General features: G+C 64.0%; 15 protein-coding genes. 10 read left to right on the top strand and 5 right to left on the bottom strand.

Annotated features, from left to right (window positions below; genetic code table 11):
• Window positions 1-17 precede the first annotated feature (17 nt).
• The 4 genes from BLS48_RS19940 to BLS48_RS19925 form a co-directional block, all read right to left on the bottom strand.
• Window positions 18-1,046 carry a zinc-dependent alcohol dehydrogenase family protein gene (locus tag BLS48_RS19940; protein WP_167365164.1) on the bottom strand — a complete coding sequence of 343 codons (1,029 nt, stop codon included), beginning with the start codon at window positions 1,044-1,046 and terminating at the stop codon, window positions 18-20.
• A gap of 19 nt (window positions 1,047-1,065) precedes the next feature.
• Window positions 1,066-2,841, bottom strand: a complete 1,776-nt coding sequence (locus BLS48_RS19935; protein ID WP_167365158.1) for a TRAP transporter large permease — start codon at window positions 2,839-2,841, stop codon at window positions 1,066-1,068.
• Complete coding sequence (locus tag BLS48_RS19930; RefSeq protein WP_091580940.1) at window positions 2,838-3,422, bottom strand: TRAP transporter small permease subunit; 585 nt, start codon at window positions 3,420-3,422, stop codon at window positions 2,838-2,840. Before BLS48_RS19930 ends, BLS48_RS19935 begins: the two co-directional genes overlap by 4 nt.
• Window positions 3,423-3,609: 187 nt before the next feature.
• Window positions 3,610-4,515 carry a branched-chain amino acid ABC transporter permease gene (locus BLS48_RS19925; protein ID WP_091580938.1) on the bottom strand — a complete coding sequence of 302 codons (906 nt, stop codon included), beginning with the start codon at window positions 4,513-4,515 and terminating at the stop codon, window positions 3,610-3,612.
• 151 nt (window positions 4,516-4,666) lie between these two features.
• Between BLS48_RS19925 and BLS48_RS19920 the strand changes: the two genes are divergently transcribed.
• The 10 genes from BLS48_RS19920 to BLS48_RS19875 all read left to right on the top strand — a co-directional run bounded on the left by BLS48_RS19920 (window position 4,667) and on the right by BLS48_RS19875 (window position 16,776).
• Complete coding sequence (locus BLS48_RS19920; RefSeq protein ID WP_091580935.1) at window positions 4,667-5,275, top strand: CGNR zinc finger domain-containing protein; 609 nt, start codon at window positions 4,667-4,669, stop codon at window positions 5,273-5,275.
• The gene (locus BLS48_RS19915) at window positions 5,268-5,798 is read left to right on the top strand and encodes a hypothetical protein (RefSeq protein ID WP_091580933.1); all 531 of its coding nucleotides are present in this window, start codon (window positions 5,268-5,270) and stop codon (window positions 5,796-5,798) included. Before BLS48_RS19920 ends, BLS48_RS19915 begins: the two co-directional genes overlap by 8 nt.
• A 218-nt stretch (window positions 5,799-6,016) precedes the next feature.
• A complete protein-coding gene (locus BLS48_RS19910) occupies window positions 6,017-9,496 on the top strand; it encodes an indolepyruvate ferredoxin oxidoreductase family protein (protein ID WP_091580930.1) in 3,480 nt (1,159 codons plus the stop codon).
• A gap of 144 nt (window positions 9,497-9,640) precedes the next feature.
• Window positions 9,641-11,953, top strand: coding sequence for a putative bifunctional diguanylate cyclase/phosphodiesterase (locus BLS48_RS19905; RefSeq protein WP_091580928.1), 2,313 nt, complete (start codon window positions 9,641-9,643; stop codon window positions 11,951-11,953).
• Window positions 11,954-12,102: 149 nt separating this feature from the next.
• Window positions 12,103-12,882, top strand: a complete 780-nt coding sequence (locus BLS48_RS19900; RefSeq protein WP_091581086.1) for an N-acyl amino acid synthase FeeM domain-containing protein — start codon at window positions 12,103-12,105, stop codon at window positions 12,880-12,882.
• Window positions 12,883-13,003: 121 nt separating this feature from the next.
• Window positions 13,004-13,153, top strand: a complete 150-nt coding sequence (locus BLS48_RS19895) for a DUF3096 domain-containing protein (RefSeq protein WP_080680904.1) — start codon at window positions 13,004-13,006, stop codon at window positions 13,151-13,153.
• Window positions 13,154-13,353: 200 nt separating this feature from the next.
• Complete coding sequence (locus BLS48_RS19890) at window positions 13,354-13,578, top strand: aa3-type cytochrome c oxidase subunit IV (RefSeq protein ID WP_091580925.1); 225 nt, start codon at window positions 13,354-13,356, stop codon at window positions 13,576-13,578.
• Window positions 13,579-13,663: 85 nt separating this feature from the next.
• On the top strand, window positions 13,664-14,947 hold the full coding sequence (locus BLS48_RS19885; protein WP_091580923.1) for a Re/Si-specific NAD(P)(+) transhydrogenase subunit alpha: 1,284 nt from the start codon (window positions 13,664-13,666) through the stop codon (window positions 14,945-14,947).
• Window positions 14,947-15,372: a proton-translocating transhydrogenase family protein gene (locus BLS48_RS19880; RefSeq protein WP_091581083.1), complete on the top strand. Its 426-nt coding sequence runs from the start codon at window positions 14,947-14,949 to the stop codon at window positions 15,370-15,372. The genes BLS48_RS19885 and BLS48_RS19880 overlap by 1 nt, the downstream gene beginning before the upstream one ends.
• 6 nt (window positions 15,373-15,378) lie before the next feature.
• Window positions 15,379-16,776 carry an NAD(P)(+) transhydrogenase (Re/Si-specific) subunit beta gene (locus BLS48_RS19875; protein ID WP_091580920.1) on the top strand — a complete coding sequence of 466 codons (1,398 nt, stop codon included), beginning with the start codon at window positions 15,379-15,381 and terminating at the stop codon, window positions 16,774-16,776.
• A gap of 78 nt (window positions 16,777-16,854) precedes the next feature.
• On the opposite strand, the gene BLS48_RS19870 is transcribed toward BLS48_RS19875, so the two are convergent.
• Window positions 16,855-17,772, bottom strand: a complete 918-nt coding sequence (locus BLS48_RS19870) for a hypothetical protein (RefSeq protein ID WP_091580917.1) — start codon at window positions 17,770-17,772, stop codon at window positions 16,855-16,857.
• Window positions 17,773-17,795 lie beyond the last annotated feature (23 nt).

Below are 17,795 nucleotides of genomic sequence, written 5' to 3'. Positions count from 1 at the left end.
GGCTCGCCCGGGGTCTTTCATTTCAGGCTGGGCACCACCAGCACCTTGACCTCGCCCGGAGCCGGCGGATTGGCGATCACCGCTGGCGCGTCCTCGAGCGGCACCTGCCTGGAGATCAGCCGGTCGATTTCGATCGCGCCCGACGCGATAAGCTCGGCCGCGCGGCGATGAGTGTAGGGATTGAGGAAGGAGCCCAGCACCCTGAGTTCCCGGAACAGCAGGTCGAAGGGTTCGAATTCCGCTTTCATGCCTTGCGGCGTCACGCCGACGATGACGATCGTGCCGCCGGCCCGGGCCAGCCGCATCGACTGCTCGACGGTTTCCCGCACGCCGGCGCATTCGAAGACGACGTCGACACCGCCGGGCGCCAGCCCCGCTGGCCCGGCGATGGCGTCGACGACGTCGGCGGCGGTCGGATCGACGGTCGCCGTGGCACCGAGACCCCTGGCGAGCGCGCGCCGCGAGGCTTGCCTTGTCGACAGGATGATGGTCTTTGCCCCGGCCAGTCGCGCCAGCTGGACGGTGAGCAGGCCGATCACGCCGCCGCCAAGCACGACCACCGAGCTGCCCGGCCTGATTTCGGCAAGGTCGACACCATGCAGGCAGCAGCCGAGCGGCTCGCAGAACGCGCCATGGGTAGGCTTCAGGCCGGCAGGCAGGATAAAGGCCTGTTTCTGCGGCATGGCGAGATATTCGGCAAAGCCGCCATCGCGATGGATGCCGATGGCGCGCAGATTGCTGCACAGATTGACCCGCCCGGCATGACAGTGCGCGCAACGCCCGCAGGCGATGTTGGGGTCGCCGGTGACGCGGTCGCCAACGGCAAAGCCCGAGACGGACGTTCCGATCGCTTCGACGATCCCGGAGAACTCATGCCCGGGCGTCACCGGCGGCGTGCACGGAAATTCGCCGTGGAACAGATGCCGGTCGGTGCCGCAGACGCCGCAGACCTCGACGCGTACCAGAAGTTCATCCGGCCCGATGTCAGGCTTGTCGACCTCGCGGAGCGCAATGCTGCCCACCGCTTCAAGCCGCACCGCTTTCATGATCGTCGCCATGCCGGTTTCAGTTGAAGCTTGGCGGTTGCGACAGGTCCGGCTGCGGTGCCGCCGGCTGGGCTGGCGGCGTGTCGCCAAAGCTCGGCGGCTGCGACAGGTCGGGGGCGGCGGGAGCCGCCGGTGCCGTGCCGCCGCCGGCCGGTGGTGCGCCGAGTGGCGACAGGCCGGGCATCTCCGGCACCTTGTAGTCGATGGTGCCTGGGTCGACGGTTGTGCCCTTGTAGTGCATCACCATCTGCGGGAAGGCGATTGTCAGTCCGATCATGATGACCTGGATGCAGACGAAGGGAACCGCGCCCCAATAGATCTGGCCGGTGGTGACCGGCGCGATCTGCTTGCCGGTGAGGCGGTCGAGATAGGGTACGCGGGCAGCCACCGAGCGCAGGTAGAACAGCGCGAAGCCGAAGGGCGGGTGCATGAAGCTGGTCTGCATGTTGACGCCCAGAAGCACGCCGAACCAGATCAGGTCGATGCCGAGCTTGTCGGCGGCCGGCGCCAGCAGCGGCACGATGATGAAGGCGAGTTCGAAGAAATCGAGGAAGAAGGCGAGGAAGAAGACCAGCAGGTTGACCCCGATCAGGAAGCCGACCTCGCCGCCCGGCAGGGACGTCAGGAGATGCTCGACCCAGATGTGGCCATTGACGCCGTAGAAGGTGAGCGAGAACACCCGTGCGCCGATCAGGATGAACAGCACGAAGGACGATAGCCGCGTTGTCGAGGTCAATGCCTGCTTGATCACGTCCAGCGACAGTCGCCCCTTTGCCGCCGCCATGGCCAATGCGCCGACACTGCCCATCGCGCCGCCTTCGGTCGGGGTGGCGATGCCAAGGAAGATGGTGCCAAGCACCAGGAAGATCAGCGCCAGCGGCGGGATCAGCACGATGACCACCTGCTGTGCCAGCCGTGACATCATGTTGATGTTCAGGCGCTTGTCGGCAATTGCCACGACATAGATGAAGAGCACGCCTGCGGTGGCGCCGAGGATGTCGGCGTTGTCGCCATGCGCCGGCACGAGATAGCGGTACGCCGCGTAGGACACCACCACCGCCGCCAGCAGCGCCGCCAGCAGCGACAGGACGCCGTGGCCGAGCGTGCGTGCCTCGAGCGGCAGCGCCGGCATCGAGTTTGGGCGGATGATCGACATGATCAGGATGTAGAGCATGTAGAGGCCGGTGAGCACGAGGCCCGGGATCAGCGCGCCCGCATACATGTCGCCGACCGAACGGCCGAGCTGATCGGCGAGCACGATCAGTACCAGCGATGGCGGGATGATCTGGGCCAGCGTACCCGACGCCGCGATGACGCCGGACGCCACCCGGCGGTCGTAGCCGTAGCGCAGCATGATCGGCAGCGAGATCAGGCCCATGGCGATGACGGAAGCGGCCACCACGCCGGTTGTTGCGGCCAACAGCGCGCCGACGAAGATCACCGCATAGGCAAGGCCGCCGCGGATCGGCCCGAACAGCTGGCCGATCGTGTCGAGCAGGTCTTCGGCCATGCCCGATCGTTCAAGCACGATGCCCATGAAGGTGAAGAACGGAATGGCCAGCAGCGTGTCGTTCGACATCACCCGGCTGCCATAGAAATTGTCCGGCAGCGCGTGCAGGAGCGGCCAGGCGAGGTTGATCGATCCGCCGGAATAGGGCGAGAGGAGCACGCCGATGAAGAAGAACATCAGGCCGTTGGCGGCCAGCGAAAAGGCGACGGGGTAGCCGATCAGCAGGAAGATGATCAGCGAGGCGAACATGATCGGCGCCATGTTCTGGGCGATGAACTCCATCATGAGCGCACCTCGTCGGCCAGCGCCTTGGCTTCGAGTTCGGCCTGCTCATGTGCCGATATGAACGGATTGGGGTCGTCCATGTCGCCGCGCATGATGGCGATCTTCTTGATGATCTCGGAAATGCCCTGCAGCGCGAGCAGGAAAAAGCCGAGGAGCAAGATGGCCTTGGCCGGCCAGATGATCAGCCCGCCGGAGTTGTTGGACATCTCGCCGCTGCGAAACGACAGCGACACATAGGGAACGAAATAGATCACCATCAGCGTCACGAACGGCATCAGGAAGATGACGTGGCCGAGCAGGTCGATCCAGTGCTGCACGCGGCGCGAAAACAGGCCGTAGACGACATCGATGCGGATATGTTCGTTCTGCTTCAGTGTGTAGGCGGCTGCCAGCATGAAGGCGGCACCGAACAGATACCATTGCAACTCGAGCCACGCGTTCGAGGATATGTCGAACATCTTGCGGATGATGGCGTTGGCGGCGCTGACCAGGATCGCCAGCAGGATCAGCCACGATACCCATTTGCCGATGAATTCATTCGCGCGATCAATGGTCCTGGATAGAGCGAGAAGCCCTGCCATGCATTCCTCCCTGGTATCGGAGGCGTGCCGGCTTCCCCCTTGTCTCCGTCACGCCGCGTGGTCCAACGGTATGCCGCGCGTGGACTGACGGGTCAACAAGGAGAGGCGGCAAATCATCATCGAACCAGCGGCAGGGCCGGATACCGGCGGTCTGCCCTCGCGGTATGCAACCAAAGTCTGATACGGTTCAGACGATCTTCTGCTGGTCGCGGCCGGCGCCGATCAGCACCAGCATGGCGACGAGGAACACGTACATCCAGGCGTCGCGCCATTCGAGCGGGAAATAGCCCGCCCACAGCGATTCGGCCATGCCGAAGGCAGCCGCACCGAGCGCCGCGCGCGGCGGCGAGAGATAGCCGCCGACCGCCGTCACGAACAGGATCTTCAGACCATAGGTCAGGCCGGTGCCGAAGCTGATGTTGCCATAGTAGATGCCGGCAAGCACGCCGGCGAGCGCGGCGCAGAAGCCGCCGAACAGCACTGCGTGGCGGAACACGGCACGCACGTCGACGCCGCACATCGCCGCCGCCTTGGGGTCGTCGGAAACCGCGCGCCATGACCTACCGTAGCTCGAGCGCGCGAATGCCCATGCGGCCAGTGCGATGGCCGCCAGCACGGCGGCGCAGTCGAGCAGCTGGATCAGCGTCAGCGTCGCCTTGAAGCGGTCATCCTGCGCGAAGATCACCGGCACTGCCAGCATCGGCGGCAGCCATAGATCGTGGGTGTCGGCGGCGATGCGGCTTGCCTCCGACAGCACCAGCAATATGCCCAGCGTCGTCACCACGATGGCGTTGGGCGAGCGGTCGGCCAGCGGCTCGAACACGTTGCGCGACAGGACATGGCTGATCAGCGCCGCGTAAAGGAAAGCCGCGACGACGCCGAGCGCCACCGCCGTGAATAGCGTCATCCACAGCGCCTGGTAACCGAAGGCAGCGGTAAGGATCATCGTGTGGCCGCAAAAGGCGAACACCGCGCCATAGGCAAGATTGGTGCGGTGCAGGATGCCGTTGGTCAGCACATAGCCAAAGGCGAGCAGGGCATAGAGCGCGCCCGAATGCAGCCCGTTCAGAACCTGCTGGAAGAAATAGAGCATGCGCGGTCCTCAGAGCATGTCGCCCAAAATGCGAGGCGGTTTTGGGACGACGACATGCTCAACGAAAGGTCGCCGCCGAGGCTGCGCCCGAGGCAAGGTTGCATCGTGGAATCTAACTTGTCAAACAGGATTTATCGGTTAGATTTGGCGCATGACGGTATCCTGGACCCCGCATCGCTTCACCGGCGGCATTCTGGCGCTCGACACGGCCAACACCGTCGTGTTGCGCGACGACCCCCAGAAGACCTTCGATCGTTTCGACGATCCGGTGGAGATCGCGCGCTTCGCCGATGCCGCAAGCGGCTTCCGCGCGGCCGAGCTCGGTGGCAGGCGGTTGCAGGCTCTGTCGCCGGAGACGATAGCGCCGGTGGTGCGGTCGATCCGCGAGAGCACCGACCGATTGTTTCGCGGCGCTGTGTCGAAAGGCGCGATCGCCACCGGCGACCTGGCGGGCTTCCTGCGGGCCTGCGCCGACGGTCTGTCGTCCAGCCGCTGCGAAATCGGTACGGCGGGACGGCCGTTCGGCGATCCGGCCACGCCGATCGCCTTCGAGGCGGCGCTGGCCGTCTCGGCCCTGTCGCTGCTGCGCGACGACACCGTCGCCAGGCTCAGAATCTGCCCCAACTGCAGTTGGCTGTTTGTTGACCGAAGCCGCAATTCCAGCCGCCTTTGGTGCGACATGGCGGTGTGCGGCAACCGTCAGAAGGCCAGTCGACATTATCGCCGCCGCACAGCGGCCAGGGAGGTCTCCGATGTCTAGAAAGTTTTCGCGTTCGATCGTTCTGGGTGCGTGCTTGTTTGCCGCCCTCGCCCTTGGCGCCTGCCGGGACTCTGGCAAGGATCAGCTGTTCGCCATTTCGGGCAAGCTTTTCGAGTTCAACTACCGGCTGGGCATCGCCACCTATGTCATCACCCTCAATCCGCTGCGTCCGATGGGCGAGGGGCAGGTCGCCGTGGTCAATTTCCAGAACCCGGCTGGCGGCGATCCGATCATCGTCAACCAGAAGATCTGGCCCAAGCTGCCGCACATCACGCTCACCAGCCCGCCACTCACCTGCGTGGTCAAGGACAAGCCCTATGCCGTTTCGATCCGCATTGAAGATGCCAACGGCACGCTGCTGCAAAGCTTCGAGACGACGCTGACATCGTCGCTCGATCAGTCGGTCCTGCCCGACCGGCCGCTGGTGGTCGGACCGGTCTACGAACTCAACAAGGACATGATCGGCCACGTCGACGGCAAGCTGCCGGGCGAGCCGAAGCCCGACTGTTCGAAGGCCGCCTGATATCTCCCGCTTGCGAGCGCCGCCGGGGGGCACCCCGGCTGCGAACGCTGCGCCAGTGCCGTTCTATCCGCCTGACGGGTGTCCAGCGGTTCGCTCTCCGCGCTCTGCTGGATCCTTCGATTTTGTTTGACCTGCCTTGCAAGGGGAGAAAGGATGCGTCATCCGACCCCGACGTTGGCTGCCTGTCCCCCGCGCGGCCTTCGCAGAGGAAATACCTGATGACGCTGCACGACGTCGCGCTCGACGACAAGTTCGACCTCGGAAAGGAGCGCATCTTCCTTTCCGGCGCGCAGGCGGTCATCCGCATGCTTCTGATGCAGCGCGAGCGCGACCGCCGCGCTGGCCTGAACACGGCCGGCTTCGTCTCCGGCTATCGCGGCTCGCCGCTCGGTGGCCTCGATATGCAGCTGTGGAAGGCGAAGAAGCAGCTCGCCCAGGCCGACATCGTTTTCCAGCCCGGCCTCAACGAGGAACTGGCGGCCACCGCTTGTTGGGGATCGCAGCAGACGGAACTCTTGGGCGAGGGCACCCATGACGGCGTCTTTTCGGTCTGGTACGGCAAGGGGCCGGGCGTCGACCGCTCTGGCGACGTGTTCCGCCACGCCAATCTCGCCGGCTCGTCCAGACATGGCGGTGTGCTCGCCCTGATGGGCGACGACCACATGGCCGAATCCTCGACCAACGCTCACGCCACCGAATTCCTGTTTGTCGACACGATGGTGCCGATCCTCAACCCGGCCGGCGTCCAGGAGATCATCGACTACGGGCTCTACGGCTTTGCCATGTCGCGCTTCGCCGGCACCTGGGCGGCGATCAAATGCGTCAAGGACAACATCGAATCGACGGCCTCGGTCGACGCGTCGCTCGAACGGCTTGATATCGTCGTCCCGGATTTCGACATGCCGCCCGGCGGTCTCAACATCCGCCACGAGATCGATATGCTCGGCCAGGAGGAGCGGCTGCATGAATACAAGCGCGCCGCCGCTTCCGCTTTCATCCATGCCAACGGGCTGAACCGCATCGTCTATTCGGGCGGCCGCAACCCGAAGATCGGCATCATCACGCTGGGCAAGAGCTATCTCGATGTCCGCCAGGCGCTCGAGGACATCGGCATCGACGAGGCCGCCGCCAACCGCATCGGCGTGCGGCTGTTCAAGGTCGGCTGCCCCTGGCCGCTCGACCTGCATCATATCGCCGACTTTGCCCGCGGCCTCGACACCATCGTCGTCGTCGAGGAGAAGCGCTCGCTGATCGAGGTGCAGCTGCGCGAGAGCCTTTACGGCACCGCCACGCAACCGGTCATTGTCGGCAAGAAGGACGAGCGCGGCGACTGGCTGTTCCCGGCCAAGGGCGCGCTCGACCCCAACGAGATCGCCATTGCCCTTGGCGAGAGGATCGTCAGAACCATCGGCCCGTCGGAAGAGATTTCGGCGCGGGTGGCCAAGCTGCGCCAGTTCCAGGCAATGCTGGCCGACGCCACCGACATCGGCTCGCGCACGCCCTTCTTCTGTTCCGGCTGCCCGCACAATTCCTCGACCAAGGTGCCGGACGGTTCGATCGCCGCGGCCGGCATCGGTTGCCATTTCATGGCGTTGTGGATGGACCGCAACACCGTCGGCTTCACGGCGATGGGCGGCGAGGGCGCGCAATGGGTTGGCCAGGCACCCTTCTCCAAGCGCGGCCACATCTTCCAGAATCTCGGCGACGGCACCTACAACCATTCCGGCACACTGGCGATCCGCTTCGCGCTGTCGACCGACGCCAACATCACCTACAAGATCCTCTACAACGACGCCGTCGCCATGACCGGCGGCCAGCCGCATGAAGGCGGCCTGACCGTCGACATGATCGCCAGGCAGGTGCGCGCCGAGGGCGTCGACCGCATCGCCATCGTCACCGACGAACCCGAAAAATATGCCGGCACGGCCGAATTCCCGGCCGGCGCCACCATCCATCACCGCGACGATCTAGATCTCGTCCAGCGCGAGCTGCGCGACGTCAAGGGCGTCTCGATCCTGCTCTACGACCAGACCTGTGCCGCCGAAAAGCGCCGCCGCCGCAAGCGCGGCACCTTTCCTGATCCCGACAAGCGCGTCTTCATCAACGAGCTGGTCTGTGAAGGCTGTGGCGACTGCGGCGTGCAGTCGAACTGCGTCTCGATCCAGCCGGTCGAAACCGAATTCGGCCGCAAGCGCAGGATCGACCAGTCGAGCTGCAACAAGGATTTCTCCTGCGTCAACGGCTTCTGCCCGTCCTTCGTCACCGTGCACGGCGCCAAGATCCGCAAGGCCGAAGGCCTTGCCGGCAAGGCCGATCCGCTCGACGGCGTGCCCACGCCGGCCGAATTCCCGCTGGGCGAGCAAGGCTGGGCGGCGATCATCGATGGCGTCGGCGGCACCGGCGTCGTCACCGTCGGTGCAGTGCTCGGCATGGCGGCCCATCTCGAGGACAAGGGCTGCGGTATGATCGACATGGCCGGCCTCGCCCAGAAGGGCGGCTCGGTGTTCACCCATGTCCGCATCGCGCGCACCCCGGACGACATCCATGCCATCCGCGTTTCGGCCGGCAAGGCCGATCTCGTGCTTGGCTGCGATCTGGTGGTGTCGGGCGCCAAGAAGGTGCTGACCGCGGTGCGCGAGGGCCATACCATCTTCCTAGCCAACACCGCGGAGATCATGCCCGGCGAGTTCGCCCGGTCTGCCGATTTCTCGTTGCCGATAGAGCGCCTGAAGAAGGCGATCCGTACTGCCGCGGGCGACGACAAGGCGCATTTCTTCGACGCCACGCGAACCGCCACCGCGCTGTTCGGCAATTCGCTCGGCGCCAACATGTTCATGCTCGGCTTTGCCTTCCAGCATGGCGGCTTGCCGCTGTCCGCTGAGGCCGTCGAGAAGGCGATCGACCTCAATGGCGAAGCCGTGGCGATGAACATCGCGGCGTTCCGCTGGGGCCGTCGCGCCGCCCATCAGCCGGATTTCGTGCGCGCTCTCGTCGTTCAGCCGGGCAAGGCCGGGCAGATTGCCGATGTCGCCGAGACGCTGGACGACATCATTGCCCGCCGCATCGCTTTCCTGACCGCCTATCAGAACGCCGCCTACGGCAGGCGCTACGCCGATAGGCTGGCCATTGTGCGCGCCGCCGAGGCCAAGGCCGTGCCCGGCTCGACCGCGGTGACCGAGGCAGCGGCCAGGAACCTATTCAAGCTGATGGCGATCAAGGACGAGTACGAGGTGGCGCGGCTCTATACCGACGGTTCCTTCGCCGCCGACTTGGCAAAGCAGTTCCAGAGCTACGAGAAGCTCGAATTCCATCTCGCGCCGCCGATCATGGGGCGCCGCGGCAATGACGGCAAGCCAAGGAAATCGAGCTTCGGTCCCTGGATGATGAAGGGCTTTCGCGTGCTGGCGGCGATGAAGGGCCTGCGCGGCACCGCCTTCGACCTGTTCGGCTACTCCGCCGAGCGGCGCAAGGAGCGGCAGCTGCTTGGGCAGTATGAGGCGGATCTGGAGCTCGTCGCCAGGTCGCTGACGCCGGCCAGGGTCGATGCGGCGGTTGCGCTGGTCTCGGTGCCGGCGCTTATTCGCGGCTACGGCCATGTCCGGCAAGCCAGCGCCGAAAAGGCCGCGGGCGAACGTCAAAGGCTGCTCGAACGCTTGTCGAACACGCCGGCGCGCCCCGAACTTCGGGCCGCGGAGTGATCGATACGCCTTGTTTACCTGAAGAACACTTTCCTAGCTTTCCGCAGCGTCACCCGGCTTGACGGCAAGGGCGTGACGGTCTCTCTAAATCTTTCTTAAGGCGGATGTGACACTGCTTGTGTCCCAAGGGTTGGGATTCAGGCGTTGAATCTGAGAAAAAAGAACGAGATCCCGGTCGACGTCTACATTCCGTTCGTGGAAACCCTGTTTCGCGACGGTTTGACGCTTTCGATTGGATTCTTTGCCCAGACCCTGCTGGTGGTGCTCGTCTACTGGAAAACCAGGGATCCAGCCTATCTTGCCGTGACGTTTGGTTTTCTGACGGTTGCATTCCTGCGTCTGCGCAACATCCGAAAGTATCGGAATGCGCCGGTGCCGAAGAGTCGGGAAGAAGCGCGTCAACGCGAGAACGATTACATTTTCTACGGCTCCATGCATGGTTTCATGCTGGGCACCTTCTGTTTCGTCGGCATCTATCTGGCCTACGACAGTTTCGCCGAGATCGCGGCCGTCTGCGTGACCCTCGCCTCCGCTACTGCGATCGCCGGCCGCAACTACGGCTCGCCCAGGATGGTCATGATTTTCATCATGACCATGACCTGGCCGATCTCGCTGGGCTTTATCCTGCGCGGTGATCCCTATCATTTTATCCTTGGCCTGCTCTCGGCGCCTTTCCTGTTTGCCATCAAGCGCTTCGCTGACCTGGTCCGCGAGGTGCTTTTTGCTGCCTTGTCGGAGGAAAAGAAGGCGAACCGCATTGCCCAGCGCTTCAACCGGGCGCTCAACACCATGTCGCATGGCCTTGTCATGCTCGGTCCGGACGGCCGGGTAGCGGTGGCCAATGCCGAGGCCGCGCATCTGATGTCGCTCAAGTCGCCGGATGCGCTGCTCGGGCGGTCGATCCATGGCCTTCTGATGCGCGGCGTCGCCGGCGGCATGCTGGCGCCCAAGGATTGCCGTTATATCGAGGCTCAGCTGACGCGCGCCCTGCGCGAGGGCCGTGACCGCAAGGTCCTCGTTTCGCTCGCCAATGGCCAGCACTATGAGTTCTCGGCTCGCGAAGGCAGCCAGGAGCTGGGTGTCATCACGTTCGAGGACGTGACCGCCCGTGTCGAGGCGGAAGAAAAGATCCGCTTCATGGCGCGCTACGACAACCTCACCGGCCTGCCCAACCGCGCCTATTTCCACGAACTGGTCGGCGAGGCCATGGCGTCCGGCGACCGCGACCGTCTCTGCGGGCTGGCGGTGCTCGACCTTGACGATTTCAAGAGCGTCAACGACACGCTTGGACATCCGATCGGCGACGGTTTGATCTACGCTGTTGCCGAGCGGCTCGCCGCCATTGCCGGGCAAGGCATCACGGTCAGCCGTTTCGGCGGCGACGAATTCATGATCTTCTTCGATCGTGTCGAGGATGAGAGCGATCTGACCAGTCAGCTCGACGAGATTTTCGCCGGCCTGCAGGGGGAAGTGGACGTCGCCGGTCACGGGCTGCGCATCCAGGCCAGCGGCGGTGCGGTGCTGTCGCGGGTCAAGGACACCGATGTCGACGCCATGATCGTCAAGGCGGACCTGGCGCTCTACAAGGCCAAGGAACTCGGCAAGAACAGCTGGCGGCTGTTCGAGGCCTCGATGGATGCTGCCTTCCGCAACCGTCAGCTGATGAAGGCGGATCTGCGCAGCGCCGTGGAGGCCAAGAGTCTGCGGGTGGTCTATCAGCCGATCGTGGCGATGAACACCATGCGCATCGCCAGTTGCGAGGCGTTGTGCCGTTGGGACCATCCGGATCTTGGGCCAGTTTCGCCGAGCATCTTCATTCCATTGGCAGAGGAAATGGGCATCATTTCCGAGATCAGCACCTTCGTGCTGCAGGCAGCCTGCGCCGAATGCGCCAAATGGCCGAACCAGACCAGCGTCTCGGTCAACCTTTCCGCCAAGGATTTCCGCAACCGTGACGTCATCCAGAAGGTTCGCGATGCCTTGGCCGGCTCCGGCCTCGCCGCCGGCCGGCTGGAGATCGAGGTCACCGAAACAGCGCTGCTCGACGACAAGTCGCTGACGCGCCAGTACATTGAGGAACTGAAGCAGCTTGGCGTGCGCATCGCGCTCGACGATTTCGGCACCGGCTATTCAAGCCTGAGCTACCTGCACAAGCTGCCGCTCGACAAGATCAAGATCGACCGCTCCTTCCTGATCGATGTCACCCAGAACGCCCGCTCGCTTGAACTGCTCAAGGGCATTGTCAATCTGTCACGGCCGTTGGGGCTTTCGGTGACGGTAGAAGGCGTCGAGACGTTCGAGCAGCTCAAGATCCTGGCGCTACAGGTCAAACCCGACCTTGTGCAGGGCTTCCTGTTCGGTTCCGCGCTCAGCGCGTCCGGTATCGACACGATGTCGAGCACGGTCTGGCCCTTTGCCAAGGACATCAAGACAGCCAAGAGGATTGCACGCCGCTGATTCCTTGCCGGAGAAGCGACGCATTTTCGTAAAACTTTACGAATTGTTAACGTTAACGATGAGTAAACAGCGTCTATCCCATTTTCATCTTTACATCCCGAGGCCCTGTCGTAGGGTTGAACTGCGGCGGCAACTTACGGGGACGCATGATGGACGGGCAGTTAGCGGCGCTTCGCCATGCGGCGGGCGCGGACGGAGAAAATTCGTCCGATAACATGTCGAGCTTTGCTCGAAACATTTCGGCAATGCTGGAGCGCACAGAGTATCGCCGCTGCGACAAGGGCGAAGACCTCGAAGACATCTACAGGTTGCGCTACAAGTCCTATCGGTTGAGCGATATGGTGCCGGAAAACCCCGAACATATCGTGCATGATGAGCTCGACGAAACCGAGAACTGCTCGAAGTTCGGCATTTACATTGACGGGGAACTGGTCAGCACGCTGCGCATCCATCACGCCTGCAGCGCCACCCCGCAATCGCCCTCCACCACGGTCTACGGTGACATCTTGCGGCCAATGCTTGCCGCCGGCGCGCATTTCGCCGACCCGAGCCGATTTGCCGCCGACCCCGACTGGTCAAAAATCTATCCGCAGATTCCCTATCTGACGTTGCGCCTCGCCGGTATGGCTTGCTTCTATTTCGATGCACCTTACTGCCTGTCGACCATTCGGCCGGAACATGCGGGTTTTTACCGCCGCATCTACTGTTCTGAGCAGATCGGCGAGCTGCGCGACTATCCAGGCCTGAACTACAAGGTCGTGCTCTACAGGGCCAACGTCAACGCGATCCGCGAGCGCTCCTTCTCTCGGTTCCCGTTCTTCCGGTCGACTCCGATGGAGCAACGCATGCTGTTCGAGACGCCTGGTGCGGGCGAACTGGCGCCGCTGACCATTCTGCCAACGGCAAAGTACTTTCGCGAAGCCGCTTGAGGCTACGCGATTTTCGCCAGGCGTCTGGAGCTTTCCGGCCATATCCGCGTTCTGATGACGGCGGCGTGCTTCGCGCCGTCCTTTGTCATCCTGCCAACGAACCTGTTCGAAGGAATCCGACATGCACATTTCCCAGCTCGCGCTCACCCCACTCATCTCGCTGATCGCCGGCGTGCTGATTCTGGTGATGCCACGGCTGTTGAACTACATCGTCGCGCTTTATCTGATCGTCGTCGGATTGCTCGGGCTTTTCCCGCATCTTGCCGGCTGACAGCGCCGGTTGCGGCGACGGGCCTTTCGCGACCGCCTCGACCGCTTTCGGAATCTCCCATCAGGCACCCCGGCCAGGGATCCGGCAGGGCTTCAACTTTCCTTTGAGGCAGTTGTCGCCGGCGATGCGGCAATAGCACCATTGCCCTCGGCCCGGCTTTTCGCTATGTGCCTCAAAGATGTCTTCGAAGGGGAATTCCTATGGCTGAGCACACGCCGACCGGTCCTGTCGAACTGGGCGCGAAGATGGACTATGCCGAACATGATCGCACCTATGCGGGCTTTCTCATGCTCGCCAAATACGGCTCGCTGTTTTGCGGCGCGCTTTTGTTGGCGATGGCTTTCGGTTTCTTTGCAGGCGGCTTCTTCTCGGCGACCATCCTGTTCGTCCTGATCCTGGCCGTCGGCGGTTTCATTCTCCGATAGACTTTTCAGACCCTTTGCCGAGGGCGCCGCCGGGGATCCCGGCCGACGTCTTGCGGAAACAGGTTCCAGCCGAAAGGATCATGCGGTGGGACAGACGGTTTTCATCCCTCGTGAGCTCGATGCGAACGAGCCACGCGTCGCAGCCTCGCCCGACACGGTGAAACGGCTGGCGGGACTGGGGTTCGACGTCGTCGTCGAGACCGGCGCCGGCACAAGGTCGCGTATCCCCGACGAGGAATTTTCCAAGGCCGGAGCAACGATCGGCAAGGCTTCCGATGTCGCCAAGGCCGATGTGGTGCTGAAAGTGCGCCGGCCGATGGATGCCGAACTGAAGAGCTACAAATCAGGCGCGGCGGTCATCGCCATCATGGATCCCTATGGCAATGATGCCGCCGTCGCGGCGCTCGCCAAGGCCGGCGTCACCGCCTTCTCGATGGAATTCATGCCGCGCATCACCCGCGCCCAGTCGATGGACGTTTTGTCCAGCCAAGCCAATCTTGCCGGCTACCAGGCGGTGATCGACGGCGCTTCGGAATATGACCGGGCGTTGCCGATGATGATGACGGCGGCCGGCACCGTGCCGGCGGCAAAGGTCTTCATCATGGGCGTCGGCGTCGCCGGCCTGCAGGCGATCGCCACCGCGCGCCGGCTTGGCGCGGTCGTCACCGCCACCGATGTGCGCCCGGCCGCCAAGGAACAGGTTGCCTCGCTCGGCGCAAAGTTCCTCGCGGTCGAGGACGACGAGTTCAAGGCGGCCGAGACGGCAGGCGGCTACGCCAAGGAAATGTCGAAGGAGTACCAGGCCAAGCAGGCGGCGCTGACCGCCGAGCATATCGCCAAGCAGGACATCGTCATCACCACGGCGCTGATCCCCGGCCGGCCGGCGCCGAAACTGGTGTCGGCGGCGATGGTCGCTTCGATGAAGCCGGGTTCGGTGCTCGTCGACCTTGCCGTCGAACGCGGCGGCAATGTCGAGGGTGCCGTGGCAGGTCAGGTCGTCACCACGGCCAACAACGTCAAGATCGTCGGCCATCTCAACGTGCCCGGCCGCATCGCCGCATCCGCGTCGCTGCTCTATGCCAGGAACCTTTTTGCCTTCCTCGAGACGCTGGTCGACAAGACGACGAAGACGCTGGCCATCAATCGCGACGACGATCTGGTCAAGGCGACGATGCTGACCGACGGCGGCAAGATCGTGCATCCTGCTTTCATAAAGGCCGACCAGCAGCCTCATGTCGAGCCGGCCGCGATCCCGGCCAAGGCCATGGTCGCCGACGCTTCGGGCAAACCTGCTGCCGCGAAGAAAGCCGCGCCCAGGAAACCGGCCGCATCCAAGTCGCCCTCGTCGAAGTCGAAAGGCACAGCGTGATGGATCAGACCCTGCAGAAAGCCCTCGACCAGCTCGACCAGGCCTCCGCCGCCGTTCGGCTGGCGGTACAAAACATGGCGACCGCACCCGGTGGCGCCGAGGCGGCCGGTGATGCCGCCCATGCTCTGTCCGGCGGCGCCATCGATCCCTTCGTCTTCCGCTTTGCCATCTTCGTGCTGGCGATCTTCGTCGGCTACTATGTCGTCTGGTCGGTGACGCCGGCGCTGCACACGCCGTTGATGGCCGTCACCAACGCCATCTCGTCCGTCATCGTCGTCGGCGCGCTGCTCGCCGTCGGCATCGCGGCCTCCGGCATCGCCGCCGGCTTTGGCTTCGTCGCGCTGATGCTGGTATCGGTCAACATCTTCGGCGGCTTCCTCGTCACCCAGCGCATGCTGGCCATGTACAAGAAGAAGGACAAGTAGAGCGCCATGAACGCCAACTTCGCGTCCTTCCTCTATCTGGTTTCCGGCGTCCTGTTCATCATGGCGCTGCGCGGCCTGTCGCACCCGACCACCAGCCGCCAGGGCAATCTGTACGGCATGATCGGCATGGCCATCGCCATCGCCACCACGCTGGCGCTGGCAACGCCGTCGGCCGGCCGCTTCGGCCTGATCGTGCTCGGTCTTGCCATTGGCGGTGGCGTCGGCGCCATCACCGCGCGCCGCATCGCCATGACCTCGATGCCACAGCTGGTCGCCGCCTTCCATTCGCTGGTCGGCCTCGCCGCCGTCATGGTCGCGGCCGCGGCCATCTACGCGCCGGAAAGCTTTGGCATCGGCACGGCGGGCGACATCCATGCCCAGGCGCTGATCGAGATGAGCCTGGGCGTCGCCATCGGCGCCATCACCTTCACCGGCTCGGTCATCGCCTTCCTCAAGCTCGACGGCCGCATGTCGGGCAAGCCGATCATGATCGGCGGCCGCCACTTCATCAACGCCGCGCTCGGCATCGCGCTGATCGTGCTGATCGTGCTGCTGGTCGGCACCGAATCGAAGCTGGTGTTCTGGCTGATTGTCGCCGCCTCGCTGGTGCTCGGCATCCTCTTGATCATCCCGATCGGCGGCGCCGACATGCCGGTCGTTGTCTCGATGCTGAATTCCTATTCAGGCTGGGCGGCGGCGGCACTGGGCTTCACGCTCGGCAATCTGGCGCTGATCATCACCGGCGCGCTGGTCGGCTCGTCCGGCGCGATCCTGTCCTACATCATGTGCAAGGGCATGAACCGCAGCTTCATCTCGGTCATCCTTGGCGGCTTCGGCGGCGAGACCGCGGCAGCAGCCGACGACGGCATCGAGCGTACGGTCAAGCAGGGTTCGGCCGACGATGCCGCCTATCTGATGATGAACGCGCAGAAGGTCATCATCGTGCCCGGCTACGGCATGGCGGTCGCCCAGGCGCAGCATGCGCTGCGTGAGATGGCCGACAAGCTCAAGGCCAACGGCGTCGACGTCAAATACGCCATTCACCCTGTGGCCGGCCGCATGCCCGGCCACATGAACGTGCTCTTGGCCGAAGCCAACGTGCCCTATGACGAGGTGTTCGAGCTCGAGGACATCAACTCCGAGTTCGCGCAGGCCGACGTCGCCTATGTCATCGGCGCCAACGACGTCACCAACCCTTCGGCCCGTGACGACAAGTCCTCGCCGATCTACGGCATGCCGATCCTCGATGTCGACAAGGCCCGCACCTGCCTGTTCGTCAAGCGCTCGCTCGGCTCCGGCTATGCCGGCATCGACAACACGCTGTTCTACAAGGACGGCACCATGATGCTGCTCGGCGACGCCAAGAAGATGACCGAGGAAATCGTCAAGGCCATGGATCACTGATCCGGCGACATTGAGATTGAGCCAAAGAAAAGCCCGGCCTCGCGGCCGGGCTTTTGCGTTTTCAACGGCGTAGCCGGTTCAGCGGCTGGTGATGAAAAGCGCTTCCTCCTCGTCGCGCTGCCTGCCGCCGAGGGCCGCGGCAGCACTGGCGATGAAGGCGCCGATGACAAGCGACAATGCGCCGAGCAGCGCGAAGGTCGCACTTGCCTTCCTGGCGGTATCGGCGGCCTGCTGCGCCTTGACCTTGGCATCCTGCACCTTGGCAACCAGCGCATCGACCCGTGCCTTGGCATCGGCTTCGGAAAGACCGGTGCGGGCGGCGACCAGTTGCGACAGGTAGGTCTTGTCGTCGGCCGAGATTTCGCCTGCTGCTGCACTGGCGATCAGGATGCGCGAGGCCTGCCCGACAGCTGCGGCATCGCCGTCCGGACTGGCGGCCGCGAGCTTGCTCGGATCGGCCGGACGAAACAGCGAATCCACCAGGTAGGACGTCGCATTGTCGGTCGGTGCGCCGCCGGCGTTCGCTGAGGCACCGGCCGACGCACCCATGGCCGCACCCGACGCCACGGTGGACACCGCCTGCACGCCTGAACCCACCGCTGCGGACAGGGCGGAGCCGAGCACGCCGACGACCAGCAAGGTGGCCAGTGCCCAGGCGAGGAAGCCGTGGGCGGTGTCACGGAAATAGACCTCGTCGGTGTGGATGCCGACCCATTTGGTGCGCAGGCGTCCCGCAAGGTAACCGCCGACACCGGAGGACAGCCACTGCACGATGATGAGCCAGATGGCGGTGGAAACCGCGAAGGTGGTGACCGAAGCGCCCGAGCCCGACCAGGGTGAAACCATGCTCAGCCCAAGCCCGGAGCCGAGCAGCATGAGGATGAAGGTCAAGGTCGATGCCGCGAAGGCGCCGGCGATGATCGGTCCCCAGCTGACGGCCGTGGCGGAGGATTCGGTGGAGGAGGAAACGTCGACAGTCGATAGGGTGGACTGCATGAGTTCCCCCTACCGCACGAAAA

It is taken from the genome of Mesorhizobium qingshengii, assembly GCF_900103325.1.
Lineage (GTDB): Bacteria > Pseudomonadota > Alphaproteobacteria > Rhizobiales > Rhizobiaceae > Mesorhizobium > Mesorhizobium qingshengii.
The sequence above is the reverse complement of the archived record's forward strand: the minus strand, read 5'-3'. Positions and strand labels throughout refer to the sequence as shown.

Coding starts and splice junctions, on each gene's coding strand:
- BLS48_RS19940 (WP_167365164.1), bottom strand. CDS start 1,046: ATGAAAGCGGTGCGGCTTGAAGCGGTGGGCAGCATTGCGCTCCGCGAG.
- BLS48_RS19935 (WP_167365158.1), bottom strand. CDS start 2,841: ATGATGGAGTTCATCGCCCAGAACATGGCGCCGATCATGTTCGCCTCG.
- BLS48_RS19930 (WP_091580940.1), bottom strand. CDS start 3,422: ATGGCAGGGCTTCTCGCTCTATCCAGGACCATTGATCGCGCGAATGAA.
- BLS48_RS19925 (WP_091580938.1), bottom strand. CDS start 4,515: ATGCTCTATTTCTTCCAGCAGGTTCTGAACGGGCTGCATTCGGGCGCG.
- BLS48_RS19920 (WP_091580935.1), top strand. CDS start 4,667: ATGACGGTATCCTGGACCCCGCATCGCTTCACCGGCGGCATTCTGGCG.
- BLS48_RS19915 (WP_091580933.1), top strand. CDS start 5,268: ATGTCTAGAAAGTTTTCGCGTTCGATCGTTCTGGGTGCGTGCTTGTTT.
- BLS48_RS19910 (WP_091580930.1), top strand. CDS start 6,017: ATGACGCTGCACGACGTCGCGCTCGACGACAAGTTCGACCTCGGAAAG.
- BLS48_RS19900 (WP_091581086.1), top strand. CDS start 12,103: ATGGACGGGCAGTTAGCGGCGCTTCGCCATGCGGCGGGCGCGGACGGA.
- BLS48_RS19895 (WP_080680904.1), top strand. CDS start 13,004: ATGCACATTTCCCAGCTCGCGCTCACCCCACTCATCTCGCTGATCGCC.
- BLS48_RS19890 (WP_091580925.1), top strand. CDS start 13,354: ATGGCTGAGCACACGCCGACCGGTCCTGTCGAACTGGGCGCGAAGATG.
- BLS48_RS19880 (WP_091581083.1), top strand. CDS start 14,947: ATGGATCAGACCCTGCAGAAAGCCCTCGACCAGCTCGACCAGGCCTCC.
- BLS48_RS19875 (WP_091580920.1), top strand. CDS start 15,379: ATGAACGCCAACTTCGCGTCCTTCCTCTATCTGGTTTCCGGCGTCCTG.
- BLS48_RS19870 (WP_091580917.1), bottom strand. CDS start 17,772: ATGCAGTCCACCCTATCGACTGTCGACGTTTCCTCCTCCACCGAATCC.